Source organism: Nonomuraea sp. NPDC049400 (genome assembly GCF_044466425.1).
GTDB lineage: Bacteria > Actinomycetota > Actinomycetes > Streptosporangiales > Streptosporangiaceae > Nonomuraea.
Map to the genome: position 1 here is coordinate 25,785 of NZ_JBITMP010000018.1, position 12,672 is coordinate 38,456.

General features: G+C 70.7%; 10 protein-coding genes. 4 read left to right on the forward strand and 6 right to left on the reverse strand.

The genetic code is table 11. From position 1 onward, the window contains the following. Positions 1 to 177 precede the first annotated feature (177 nt). Both ACIBVN_RS27520 and ACIBVN_RS27525 read right to left on the reverse strand, forming a co-directional pair. A complete protein-coding gene (locus ACIBVN_RS27520) occupies positions 178 to 2,595 on the reverse strand; it encodes a glycosyl hydrolase family 95 catalytic domain-containing protein (RefSeq protein ID WP_397141060.1) in 2,418 nt (805 codons plus the stop codon). Between the two features lie 42 nt (positions 2,596 to 2,637). Further along, positions 2,638 to 4,530: a glycoside hydrolase family 97 catalytic domain-containing protein gene (locus ACIBVN_RS27525; protein WP_397141062.1), complete on the reverse strand. Its 1,893-nt coding sequence runs from the start codon at positions 4,528 to 4,530 to the stop codon at positions 2,638 to 2,640. A 170-nt stretch (positions 4,531 to 4,700) separates the two neighbouring features. Here ACIBVN_RS27525 and ACIBVN_RS27530 point away from each other — a divergent pair, with 170 nt between their 5' ends. From ACIBVN_RS27530 to ACIBVN_RS27540, 3 genes are all read left to right on the forward strand, one after another. Beyond that, on the forward strand, positions 4,701 to 6,101 hold the full coding sequence (locus tag ACIBVN_RS27530; protein ID WP_397141064.1) for a glycoside hydrolase family 28 protein: 1,401 nt from the start codon (positions 4,701 to 4,703) through the stop codon (positions 6,099 to 6,101). Continuing rightward, complete coding sequence (locus tag ACIBVN_RS27535) at positions 6,098 to 7,846, forward strand: hypothetical protein (RefSeq protein WP_397141066.1); 1,749 nt, start codon at positions 6,098 to 6,100, stop codon at positions 7,844 to 7,846. The genes ACIBVN_RS27530 and ACIBVN_RS27535 overlap by 4 nt, the downstream gene beginning before the upstream one ends. A 75-nt stretch (positions 7,847 to 7,921) precedes the next feature. Next, positions 7,922 to 8,653 (forward strand): hypothetical protein, encoded by a 732-nt coding sequence (locus ACIBVN_RS27540; protein WP_397141068.1) that lies wholly within the window; start codon positions 7,922 to 7,924, stop codon positions 8,651 to 8,653. Here the strand turns inward: ACIBVN_RS27540 and ACIBVN_RS27545 are convergent. Beyond that, positions 8,584 to 8,988 carry a VOC family protein gene (locus tag ACIBVN_RS27545; RefSeq protein WP_397141070.1) on the reverse strand — a complete coding sequence of 135 codons (405 nt, stop codon included), beginning with the start codon at positions 8,986 to 8,988 and terminating at the stop codon, positions 8,584 to 8,586. The two genes, ACIBVN_RS27540 and ACIBVN_RS27545, sit on opposite strands and share 70 nt — an antisense overlap. Positions 8,989 to 9,043: 55 nt before the next feature. Here ACIBVN_RS27545 and ACIBVN_RS27550 point away from each other — a divergent pair, with 55 nt between their 5' ends. After that, positions 9,044 to 10,300: a hypothetical protein gene (locus tag ACIBVN_RS27550; RefSeq protein WP_397141072.1), complete on the forward strand. Its 1,257-nt coding sequence runs from the start codon at positions 9,044 to 9,046 to the stop codon at positions 10,298 to 10,300. Between the two features lie 25 nt (positions 10,301 to 10,325). On the opposite strand, the gene ACIBVN_RS27555 is transcribed toward ACIBVN_RS27550, so the two are convergent. The 3 genes from ACIBVN_RS27555 to ACIBVN_RS27565 are packed head-to-tail and all read right to left on the reverse strand — an operon-like array spanning position 10,326 to position 12,667. After that, on the reverse strand, positions 10,326 to 11,138 hold the full coding sequence (locus ACIBVN_RS27555) for an amino acid ABC transporter permease (RefSeq protein ID WP_397141074.1): 813 nt from the start codon (positions 11,136 to 11,138) through the stop codon (positions 10,326 to 10,328). A gap of 19 nt (positions 11,139 to 11,157) precedes the next feature. Beyond that, a complete protein-coding gene (locus ACIBVN_RS27560; RefSeq protein WP_397141076.1) occupies positions 11,158 to 11,826 on the reverse strand; it encodes an amino acid ABC transporter permease in 669 nt (222 codons plus the stop codon). 4 nt (positions 11,827 to 11,830) lie between these two features. Then, the gene (locus ACIBVN_RS27565; RefSeq protein ID WP_397141078.1) at positions 11,831 to 12,667 is read right to left on the reverse strand and encodes a glutamate ABC transporter substrate-binding protein; all 837 of its coding nucleotides are present in this window, start codon (positions 12,665 to 12,667) and stop codon (positions 11,831 to 11,833) included. Between the last annotated feature and the right edge of the window lie 5 nt (positions 12,668 to 12,672).

A 12,672-nucleotide genomic window follows, 5' to 3' on the forward strand; every position in this document is an offset into this window, starting at 1 on the left:
GGCTCCTGTCCTCACACCTCCTTCTCCAGCGACGATCCCGAGCAGATCGCAGGCAGGCGGCACCCGGCCCAGCTCCAGGGCGGCGCTCCGTGGCCCGTGACGGGTGCCGTGCGGGAGTGCCCGGAGCCGCCCGCGGACGCGGCCGGGCGGGGGTGGTGCCCCGCCCGGCGGGGGGTGTCAGGTGATCCGGTAGCGCTCACCCGCCTTGGCGGAGAACGTCAGGGTGTCGCCGTCGACGCGGTGGGCGACGGGACGGCCGCGGCCGTCGATGACGCGGGCCCCGTCGCGGAAGGTGTCGTTGCGCAACCTGACCGTGCCGCCCTCGTCCGCGGTCAGCCCCACCTCGGACAGCCGCCCGGACCGCCACGCCAGGTCGAGCGTGCAGGCGCCGCGGGCGCGCACACCTGCCACCCTGCCGTCCGCCCAGGCGGCGGGCAGGGCGGGCAGCAGGTCGATCGTGCCGAGGTGGCTCTGCAGCAGCAGCTCGGTCATGCCCGACGTGGCGCCGAAGTTGCCGTCGATCTGGAACGGCGGATGCGTGTCCCAGAGGTTGGCCAGCGTGCTGGTCTTGAGCTGGTCGGCCAGCAGCTTGTGCGCGCGGTCGCCGTCGAGCAGCCGGGCCCAGAAGTTGATTTTCCAGGCCTTGCTCCAGCCGGTGCCGACGTCGGTGCGGGCGTTGAGCGACACCTTGGCCGCCTCGGCCAGCTCCGGCGTGGTGCGCGGCGAGATCTGCCGCCCGGGATGCACGGAGAACAGGTGGGAGACGTGCCGGTGGGTCTCGGCGGGGTCGTCGATGTCCTCCTTCCACTCCTGGAGCTGACCCCACTTGCCGACGCGCAGCCCCGGGTCGAGCCGGTCCAGGACCGCCGCCGCCGTGGCGGCCTCCTTCCGGTCGCCGAGCAGCGCGGCGGCCTCGTGCAGGTCGGTGAACAGGTGCCAGAGGATCTGCTGGGACATCGACGCGCCCGCGGTGGCCGGCCCGAGTTCGGGCGAGCGGCTGGGCACGGCGACGAGCTTGCCGTCACGAGGGTCGCTCTGCAGGAAGTCGAGCCAGAACCGCGCGGTCTCCTTCATGACCGGGTACGCGGTCCGCTTCAGGAAGCCCTTGTCGAGGGTGAAGCGGTAGTGGTCGTAGAGCTGGCCGGCCAGCCAGGCGCCCGACTCGGGGAAGAAGTAGGCGGGATGGTCCCAGGCCCCGGTCTGGCCGAAGATGTTCGAGGCGTGATGGGCGACCCAGCCGCCGGCGTCGTACATCTGCCTGGCGGTGACCCTGCCGGGCTCGCGCAGCCGGTCGACGTAGGTGTGAAGAGGCTCGGCCAGCTCGGCCAGGTTGGTCTGCTCGGCCGGCCAGTAGTTCATCTGCAGGTTGATGTTGAGGTGGTAGTCCGACTGCCAGGGCGGGGCCTCCAGGACGTTCCAGACGCCCTGGAGGTTGGCGGGCAGTGACCCCGGGCGGGAGGAGGCGATCAGCAGGTAGCGTCCGTACTGGTAGAAGAGCTGCTCCAGGGCGCGGTCGGCGCTCGAGTCGCCAGTGCCGTACGCGGCGAGCAGATCGTCGGTGGGGACCGCGGGCATGACGCCGCCGAGGTCCAGCCTGACCCGGCCGAACAGCTTGCGGTGGTCGGCCTGGTGCGCGGCCAGCAGCTTCGCGTGTCCCTTGGCGGCGGCCGCGTCGACGCGGGCGGTGAGCCGGGCGTGCGGGTCCTCGCCCTTGTACGTGGGGTAGTCGTCCGCGTAGTCGGTGCCGGTGCCGAGGATGAGCACGGCCGAGTCGGCGCCGGACACCGTGACGGTCCCGTCGGGGTTGTCCGTCCTGGTGCCGCCCTGGTTGAGGATCTGGAGCTGGGCCTCGTACGCCATGCCGTTGCTCGAGAGGTTGCCCTTGACGGTGAGCCGGCCGCCCGCGGCGGTGGCGGTGGCCGAGCGGTTGGCCGGCACGGCGATCCGGGCGGTGAAGCCGACGCCGCCGGGGCGGTCGGCGGCGAGCCTGGCCACGATCACGCCCGCGGGCGCGGAGGCGAAGTACTCGCGGGTGTGGCGCACGTCCCCGGCTCTGAAGGACACCTTGGCCACGCCGCGCGAGACGTCCAGCTCCCTGCGGTAGCCGGTGGGCTGTTCCGGCAGGCCGGGGAAGGTGAGGCGCACGTCGCCGAAGCTCTGGTACGCGCCGAATCTGCGGTGGCGCGGCGTGTCGGACTTCAGCCCCAGGGCGGCCAGGACGTCCGCGGCCGGGATGCCGCCCTCCTTCCAGATCCGCTCCCTGACACCCTCCAGAGCGCCGGGCCGGGGGGCGTCCCAGTTGCCGAAGGTGTAGTCGGGCACCCCGGGGCCGCCGGTCCACAGGGTCTTGTCGTTGAACTGCAGCCGTTCGGCCGCGACACCGCCGAACACGGTGGCGCCCATGGCGCCGTTGCCGACCGGCAGGGACCGGGTCTCCCAGCCCTGGTTCGTGTCGGGCGCCGGCTCGTCGTACCACAGCGTGTACGGCTCGCCCGCCTGCGCGGCGGCGGCGGGGAGGTGGGGAAGATCGGGGACCACGGCCAGCGCCGCGCCGAGGAGCATGATGATGGAGCCTGCCAGTAAGCGTCGGTTCATTCGGTCGCACCTATACATCGGAGGTGTGGTCGGGCCGGAGGCCTAGCGGTCGCACGTCGTGATCCCCGGTCGCCGGCGGCAGGCGATCGCCGCGTAACCGCCCTCGGCCGGCACCGGCACGGAGAGGCGATCGCGGGGCCCGTCGACCAGGTGGCCTTCGCGTACCAGCCCGTTCGGGCCGTCGCGTACCACCTCGACCAGCCACCGGCCCCGCAGCATGGTCAGCGGGACGTCGAGCGTGCGCGCCGCGCCGGACACCCCGGCGCCCACGAACCACCGGTCGCCGGCGCGCCTGGCCAGCACCACGTGATCGCCCGGACGCCCGGACAGCAGCCGCGTCTCGTCCCAGGCGGCCGGCACCTGTTCGAGGAAGCGCTCCGCCTCCGGTCTGGCCCGGTAGGACTCGACGGTGCCCGCCAGGTCCTGCAGACCGGACTCGTACGTCACCGCCAGGCCCAGCTCGTGCGCGTCGGAGGTGGGCCGGCTCTCCCGGTGGAAGGCCATCGGCGTGTAGTCCATGGAGCCGACGACGTTCCTGGTGAAGGGCAGGGTGGTCAGGTGCTGCGTGGTGAGGGTGCGCTTCTCGCCGCCGTGCACGCCCTCCATGGTCAGCACGTGCGGCCAGGTGCGCTGGACGCCCTTGGGGATGGTCGAGCCGTGGAAGTTGACCATCAGCCGGTTCTCGGCGGTGGCGGGGAGGATCTCGTCGTACCAGCGCAGCCGCTCCTGCGACTCCGCGTCCATGAAGTCGATCTTGACGCCGCGCACGCCCCACCGGTGCAGGGTCGGCAGCCACAGGGCGCGCTCCTCGGCCGTGTCCAGCTCGCGGAAGTGGACCCAGACCATGATCTCGACGCCCTTGCTGCGCGCGTATTCGACGAGCTGGGGGATCCAGCTCGTGGCCGGCCAGTCGGGGTGGGTGACGTCCCACTGGTCCTTCAGGAAGTACCACCCGGCGTCCACTTTCACGTACGGCCAGCCGCGGGCGGCGGCGTAGTCCACGAACTCCTTCTGCCTGTCCAGGCTCTGCCCCGCCTCCCTGCCGCCCGCGAGCCAGGTCCACAGCACCGGCCCGGGCTCGATCCAGGAGGTGTCGCGGACCTTGGAGTCCTGGGCGAGATCGTCCACGAACGTCGACTCGGTGACCGTGGCGAGGTCTCCCGCGATCATCACCCGCCACGGCGTGGTCAGCGGGCCGGAAACCTGGACCCGCTCGTCCCACAGCAGCAGGCGGTAGGTGCCGGTGCCCGGCTCGTGCGCCAGCCTGGGGCCCGAGTAGCGGCCGTCCAGGTCGGACTCGGTGACCAGGAGGTGGCCGCCGCCTGTCTCGAACAGCGCGGGCACCATGAAATCGGCCGCGGGCGCGCTCGCGGCCGTGTACGGCGAGAACGGGTTCTCATAGTCGCGGCGGTGACGCGCCAGCCAGGCCGGGGCGTCCTGCTCCACAATGAACGCGGACGCCTCGCGCAGCACGGCGCCGTGGTCCTCGGGCAGCCGGTAGCGGTAGGCCACGCCGTCCTTCGCGACCCTGACGACCAGCTCCAGGCGGGCACCCGCGGCGTTCGCGAAGGAGAGAGTGGTCTCCCGCATCACGGAGTGCCGCTCCAGGCGCTTGCCCGCCGCGGTGGCGTAGCGCTCGGTCACCACCCGATCGCGGCGCTGCGAGAAGCGCAGTCCCTGTGACAGGTCGGCCCGTTCCGTGACGATGCCGAGCGGGCTCGCGGCCAGCACCTGGGCGCCGCGACGGCTCACCGCGAGCGTGAGCGAGCCGTTTCCGGGATCGAGGACGAGCTCCGCCGCGGGGCCGCCGGGGAAGCCTGAGATCTTCCAGCTTCCCGCGGCATGTGCGGCCTGCGCGGGCAGGGCCGGGAGGGCGGGCAGGCAGAGGGCCAGGAGCAATAAGGCGCTCAGTCGGATCACGGCAGCGGTCGGCATGTAGAGCCTCCTGCAGGCCACATACATCGGATGTATTTCCGGGATCGTATACCCGCGGGTTCCGGGAGGCCAGCCTGTGCCCCGAAATTAACTTCGTCAAGATTTGAATTCGGGGATGGCGGCATCTACGCTCCAGAGATCCGACGTCTCCACGACCCCCGGTGGTGACCATGCCATCTCGACGCTCTCTGCTCAAGGCTGGTGGAGCCCTCGCCGCGGCCACGCTCGCCACCGGAACCGGCCCGGTGTCGGCCGAGTCCCGATCCTCTGATCCATGGCACAGGGTGCCGGACATCCTGCGTAAGATCCGACCTCCCCGTTTCCCCAGCCGGAAGTGGGACGTCACCGCCTTCGGCGCCGTGGGCGACGGCACCACCGACTGCACGGCGTCGTTCAAGGCGGCGATCGCCGAGTGCCATCGCGGGGGCGGCGGCCGGGTCGTGGTGCCGCCAGGACGCTTCCTCACCGGTGCCGTCCACCTGCTGAGCGACGTCGAGTTGCACGTGTCCGAGGGCGCCGTGATCGCCTTCAGCACCGATCCGGACGCGTACCTGCCGGTGGTCTTCACCCGGTGGGAGGGCACGGAGTGCTACAACTACAGCCCCTTCGTCTACGCCCATGGACAGCGCAACATCGCGGTCACGGGCAAGGGCACGCTCGACGGCCAGGCCAGGCAGGGCCCGTGGGAGAGCTGGTACGCCAACGGCGGTCCTCAGGGCGGCGACCAGCGGGCGCTGCGCAAGATGGGCGACGACGGCGTGCCGGTCGAGCAGCGGGTGTTCGGGGCGGGCCACTACCTGCGCCCCGCCATGGTCCAGTTCGTGAAATGTCAGAACATCCTGGTCAGCGACGTCACGATCCTCGAGCCGCCCATGTGGACCGTCAACCCGGTCCTTTGCACGAACGTCACCGTCCGGGGCATCACCGTCGTCAGCACGCTCTACAACACCGACGGCTGCGACCCGGAGTCGTCCTCATACGTGCACATCCACGACTGCCGGTTCAACACGAACGACGACTGCGTGGCGGTCAAGTCGGGACGCGACGCCGACGGCCGCAGGGTGGGCGTGCCCAGCGAGAACATCGTCGTCCAGGACTGCTTCTTCTCCGGCCGCTGGGGCGGCATCACGGTCGGCAGTGAGATGTCGGGCGGCGTCCGCGACGTCTTCGCCGAGCGGTGCGTGATCAACTCGCCGGACTTCCCCGGCAACTACCCGGTGAAGTACCCCGTTTACATCAAGGCCAGCAAGAAGCGCGGCGCCTTCATCGAGGGCGTCCATGTGCGCGACTTCACCGGCCGGAACGTGGACCGCGAGGTGATCTTCGTCAACATGGCCTACAACAGCAATGAGGGAGGCGCCGAGCCGGTGTCGGTGCGCGACATCCGGATGGAGCGGACCAGGCTGGACGGCGCCGACGCCGTGCTCAACCTCGTCGGTCTGGAGACCGACCACCTGGTCGGGGTGCGCCTGGAGAAGTGCGCGTTCACGAACGTCACCGGCCCGGACAAGATCGCGTTCACCGGTCGGCTGAGCATGCGCAAGGTGTTCGTGAACGGGGTGGAGCAATGAGGCACCTCCTCGCCGTCCTGATCCTGCTGGTGACGGCCGGGGTGGCGGTGCCCGCGCGAGCCGAGGCCGGACAGCGGGTGCGCGGGTGGACGATCCTGTCCGACAGCGAGGCCGGGGCCGACGCCGTCATCGACGCCGCCAAGCCGTACAAGATCAACCACCTGCAGCTGAGCCACGAGATCGTGCACGACCTGCGCGAGGTGCGCGAGCCCGCCAAGCAGGCGCAGGCCAACCGGCTCACCAGGGCCGCGCACGACGCCGGGATCGCCGAGGTGGCGATCTGGGACCACTCGCTCTACGACCTGGACTACTACCCGGCCGAGTTCCGCACCGGGCCCGGCGGCACGATCAACCTGGACGATCCGGCTTTCTGGCAGTGGTTCAAGCAGGATTACCAGGAGCTGCTGGACCTGGTGCCGGACATCGACTCGGTGGTGCTGACCTTCATCGAGACCGGCGCGCGGGTGGAGCGGCAGCACTCGGCGAAGCTCACCACGGCCGAGCAGAAGCTGGCCTACCTGGTCGACCAGGTCGCCGAGGTCATCGTCAACGAACGAGGGCTCGGGCTCTACCTGCGCACGTTCGGTTATTTCCCCGAGGAGATGGAGCGCACGATCGGCGCGATCGCCCTGGTGCGCAACCCGGAGGTCAAGGTGATGGCCAAGGCCACGCCGCACGACTTCTTCCTCACCCACCCGAACGACGCCACGATCGCGCGGATCAACCGTCCGGTGCTCGTCGAGTACGACACCGCGGGCGAGTACAACGGTCAGGGGAAGATCGCGAACGGGTGGCCGGAGGAGCACGTCAGGCGGCTGCGCCACTACCAGACGCTGCCGAACGTGATCGGCTACGTGGCCAGGACCGACCGCTACGGCGAGTCGCGCATCATCGGCACGCCCACTGAGATCAACCTGTACGCGCTCGCCCGGGCCACGGAGGACCGCGGGGTGAGCGTGGAGACGATCTACCGGGAGTTCGCGGAGAAGACGTACGGGAAGCCGGCCTCACGTGAGGTCGCCTCGGCGCTGTCGAAGTCATACGAGATCGTCACCTCGGTGCTCTACAGCCTGGGCACCAATACCGCGAACCACTCCCGGCTGGACTACGAGCCGTACTGTTCGAGCTATCACCGCAGCGTGTCCGGCAAGTGGATCGAGCCGCCGGTCACCTACGTCCGCCATGGCGTGAACAAGCGCTTCCACTTCTGGACCGACGTGGTCAACCATCTGTCCCCGGCCGCCTGCAAGGCCGATCCCACGCTGGCCAGGGAGGCGCAGTACGTGTTGGACAGGGGATGGGTGACCCCCGGTGACCAGATGACGCCCGCGTACCTGCGACATGTCCTCACGGAGAAGGACCACGGAGTGCGGGTGGCCGAGAGTGCGCTGCGCGCCATCACCAGGGCCAGGCGCGACCTGTCGCCCGAACACTTCCAGCAGCTCAGCGCCTACTTCGAGCGGACGCTGCTGACCGCGAGGCTGCACCGGGCGGTCGCGGCGGCGTACTTCGGCTACCGGATCTACGTCCGGGATGCCGGCCGGCGGACCCGCGAGCTGGAACAGCTCATTTGGGACGGGCTCGACGACAGCCGGCGCATCGCCGAGCAGATCCGGACTTATCCGACGCCTGCGGCGAGCGGCGAGTGGGACTGGGTCCGGGACGCGGCCGAGGCCGGCAAGTACTACGACCGCATCGCCAACGGCTGGGACCGATACGGCGGCATCGCGGTCCCGCGGCCTTGAGCATCCCCGCCAGACGCCACTCGATCCCGAGGAGCACAATGCGTGAAGATTCTGTCAGGCTGAGCCGCCCAGGCCGTGCACGACTGCTGGGCGAGCGAGGTACGCGTGGAGAACTGCGACCTCGGCTTCGGCTTCACCTCCGCCAAATCGATCACCCTCTCCGGAGTCGTCGTCGGCGGCAGGGCCGCTCACCACAGCTTCGCCTGCCGGATGCAGTCGCACGACAACCTCGTCGACGACTTCCAGATCGAGGCGTTCACCGTGCCGGTGCCGTCCGGCGCCGTCCACCACGGCCTCAACGTGGAGGGCCTGTCGTCCGGCAACGTCTGGCGGCGCGGCCGGATGGCCGAGGGCACGTTCGACACCCACCGGGCGCTGCCCTTCGAGAACGCCAGGACCGACATCACCATGGTGAACAACGGCCGGGTCGGCGGCTCGGCCGCCTCCGGCCCGCTGTTCGGCGCCAGAATGGCGCACTGGAACGTCCGGATCACGGGCGGCAGCGCGTACGCCGTGACGATCGCGGACGTCGCCCCCCGCAGCGCGACCGTGGGCATCCAGGGCACGGATGACACGGCCAGCGGGCTCCCGCGGGACTTCACCGGCGACCTGCAGAACCTCCTCACCGAGCAGGGCTCATCTCCCCAGGTCACCGACCTGTACGCCGCCCAGCGCAACCGCCTGCCTCGTCCAGGGGTGAGTGAGACCGGCGCCTTCGAGGATTCCGCCCAACCCAGTCAGGCGAAATCGGCCGCCGTCATGCCGGCTGGATGGCCGGGTGGCCACTGCACGAGCTCGATCCGGTAGCCGTCGGGGTCGGTCAGCCATGACGTCCGCATCCCCGGCCCCAGGTCCGCCGGCGGCTCGGCCGTGACGCCCCTGGCCGCGAGAGCGGCGATCGTGGCATCGAGATCGTCCACCTGGACGACGAGGTGGTTGACGGCGCCGACGTCCTTGACCGGTCTCGCGGGGTCATGCACGAGCTCGAGGCTGACGAACGGATCGTCGGGCAGCTTCAGCATGGTAAGGCTGCCGAACTCCGTCTCGGAGACACCTCCGAGCTTGGCGTACCCGAGCGCGGTGTAGAAGGCGAGCGAGCGTTCCAGGTCGGTGACCCGCAGCCCGAGGTGGAGCATGCGCATGATCGGCAGACTAGTGCCGGCCGGACGAGTGCACCACTCCCGCTAGCATCGGCGGATGACTCAGCCGTCGTCGTCCGCGCGTCGCGTGCTGCGCTGGGTGCGGCGGTTCGTGGCCGTTGCGGTGAGCGTCTGCGCGTTGGCGGGCGCCGTGCGACTGGTCGTGCCCGCCAGCGGAAGCGCCGCGGGGGAGCCGCCTGGGGTGCGGCGGCAGCTGGCGTTCCTGCGCGAGGCCCTCGAGGCGGGCGCGGGTGACGAGGCGCAGGCGCTGTTCCCCGAAGGCTTCTTCTTCCTGCACGCCCTGTACGGCCTGAGCTGGGTCGAGCTCGGCCTGCGCGAACCGCCGGGCGAGCGGTCGCAGGCGCTGCGCGAGGCGCGCTGGGCGCTGGAACGGCTGGACTCGCCCTCCGGCCGGGCCCCGTTCAGCCCCGGCCTCACCCCGCCCTACGGCGTCTTCTACCAGGGATGGTGCAACTGGCTGCGCGGCGGGGTGCTCAGCCTGCAGCCGGAGGGGCGGCGCGATCCCGCCGAGGCGCGCCGGTTCGCCGGAGACTCCGCCGCGCTCGGTGCGGCGTTCGACTCCTCGCCCTCGCCGTACCTGGCCGCCTACCCGGGCCAGTCGTGGCCGGTCGACTCGACGGTGGCGGTGGCGTCGCTGCGGCTGCACGACGCGCTCCTTCCGCCCCGGTTCGGCGCGACCGTCGAACGGTGGCTGCGGGAGGTCCGGCGGCGGCTCGACCCGCGCACCGGACTGCTCCCGCACCGCGCCGACCCCGGCACCGGCGAGCCGGTCGAGGTGGCGAGGGGCAGCTCGCAGAGCATGATCCAGCGGTTCCTGGTGGACGTGGACCCGGCCTTCGCCGCTGAGCAGTACGTACGCTTCCGCGACCGCTACGTCGCCACCCCGCTCGGGCTCGGCCCTGCCGTGCGGGAGTACCCGGAGGGGGTGGACGGACCGGCCGACGTGGACTCCGGGCCGCTTCCGCTCGGCGTGAGCCTGTCGGCCACCGTGGTCACCCTGGGCGCGGCCCAGGCGCACGGCGACGCCCCGCTGGCCGCCGCGCTGGCCGGTTACGGCGAGCTGGCCGGGCTGCCGATCGACACCCCGTGGAGCAAGCGGTACGCCTTCGGACTGCTGCCCATCGGGGATGCGTTCCTGGTCTGGTCGAAGACCGCCCGGCCCTGGGTGTCGCGGCCGCAGGACCCGCCGCCCCCGAGCGTCACGTGGTGGTGGCGGGTGCCGCTGCTGCTCCTCCTGGCCGCCCTCGGCGCCGCCCCCTGGCTGGCCGCGCTGCGTCGCCGGGCCGCCGCCTGACCGGCGCTGCTCGCGGGGGACGCGGTCAGCGGGTGGCGGCGAGGCGGGTGGCGCCGAGGCGGTGGGCCAGGCGGTCGAGGGAGAGGTTGATCAGGATGAAGATGGCCGCGATCAGGATCGCCGCCGGAATGACGTTGGAGAAGTTGGCCGCGATCCCGTTCAACCCCCGATCGACCAGCTCGTCGTAGCCCACGATGAGCCCCAGCGCCGAGTCCTTCAGCAGCACCACGAACTGGCTGACGATGGCGGGCATCATGGCGCGGAACGCCTGGGGCAGCAGCACGAGCCGCATCACCTGCCCCTTGCGCATGCCGATCGCGTGAGCCGCCTCCGCCTGCCCGCGGGGCAGGCTCTGCACCCCGGCGCGGATGATCTCCGCGATCACCGAGCCGTTGTAGAGGGTCAGCCCGAAGACGACGGCGGCGAAGGCCGAGATGTTCGCGCCGATGAGCACGTACGACCCGAAGAACGCGAAGAAGATCAGCAGCAGCAAGGGGACGGACCGGAAGAACTCCACCACCGCGGCCGCGGGCACCCGGATCCACCGGTGGTCGGACAGCCGGGCCGTGGCGAACACGAGCCCGAACAGCCCCGCGAGCACCACCCCCGCCACGGCCGCACCCAGCGTCCCGGCCAGCCCCGGCAGGATGAACGTGGCCCAGACGTCGCCGCGCAGCAGCGGCGTCCACTTCTCGGCCGCCCACTGTTCCTTCGCGTCGAACCGCACATAAACCACGTACGCCACCAGCAGCAGCACGAGCGCGACGCCCGCCGCCAGCGCCCGGTTGCGCCGGATGCCGCGCGGCCCGGGCGTTTCGTAAAGGTTCGCGTAGCTCACCACATCACCGCCAAGAAGCTCATCTCGCCACCGCCATCCGCCGCGACAACCAGCCGAACAGCAGCCCCATCGGCAGGCACAGCAGCACGAACCCGGCCGCGAAGCCGAGGAAGATCTCGATGACCTGGTCCCCGTACGTCTCGATCATCTCCCGCATCCGCACGGACGCCTCGCCCACGCCGACCACGAGCGCGATCGTGGTGTTCTTGGTCAGCGCGATCAGGATGCTGCCCAGCGGCGCCACCACGGCGCGGAACGCCTGCGGCAGCGTGATCAGCCGCAGGGACTGGACAAAGCCAAGCCCCAGCGACCGGGCCGCCTCCGCCTGCCCGACCGGCACCGTGTTGAGCCCGGACCGCAGGGCCTCGCAGACGAACGCCGAGGTGTAGGCGGTCAGGCCGATGACGGCGAGCCAGAAGTTGTTGGTCGCGATGTCGTCCGACAGCTCGACCCCGAGGTTCGCCCCGACGCCGAGGCCGGTGAACAGCAGCACCAGGGTGAGCGGGGTGTTGCGGGCCACGGTCACGTAGCAGTTCGCGGCGCCGCGCAGGGAGGCCAGCGGGGCCACCCGCATGGCGGTCAGCAGCGTCCCCAGCACCAGGGAGCCGAGCGCGCTGACCGCCGTCAGCCGTATCGTCATCCAGAACGCGGCGAGGATCGTCTCGCGTTCGATCAGCAGTGCTTCCATACGATCAGTACCGCTCCAGCTGCGGGGCCTGCGGGAGGGCGAAGCCGGAGGCGCCGACGCTGGCCTGCAGCGCCTTCGTCCAGCTGCCGTCGGAGAACATCTTCTCCAGCGCGTCGTTGACCGCCTTGCGCCCGGCGGTGTCGTCCTTCTTCAGCCCGATGCCGTACTTCTCGGTGCTGAACGGCTTGCCGACCACCTTGAGCTTGCCCGCGTGCTGCGCGGCGTAGCCGGCGAGGATGACGTTGTCGGTCGTGATGGCGTCGAGCTGGCCGCCGAGCACGCGGTCGACGCAGGCCGAGTACGTGCGCTCCTCCTGGAGCTGCACCTCCTTGGAGTACTCCGACTTGACCTTCTGCGCCGGGGTGGAGCCGGCGACCGAGCAGAGCTTCTTGCCGTTCAGCGCCTCGGGCCCGGTCAGCGCGGCGTCGGCGGCCCTGACCAGCAGGTCCTGCCCGGCCACGAAGTACGGCCCGGCGAAGGAGACCTTCTGCTTCCTGGCGTCGGTGATCGAGTACGTGGCCACCACCATGTCCACCTGGCCCTGCTCGATGAAGGCCTCCCGGTTGGCCGACACGGTCTCCTTGAACGTGATGTCCTTGGCCTCGACGCCGAGCTGCTTGGCCACGTACTTGGCGACCTCGACGTCGAACCCGGCGAAAGTGCCGTCGGGCGTGCGCAGCCCCAGCCCCGGCTGGTCGGCCTTCACGCCGATCACCAGTTTCTTGTCGTTCTTGGCCTTGTCCACGACGGAGGCGTAGCTGTCCTGACCGCCGCCGCAGGCCGTGGCGGCGGTGGCGAGCGCGAGCACCGTGAAGGTCGCGTAGAGGGATCGGCCGAACATGAAAG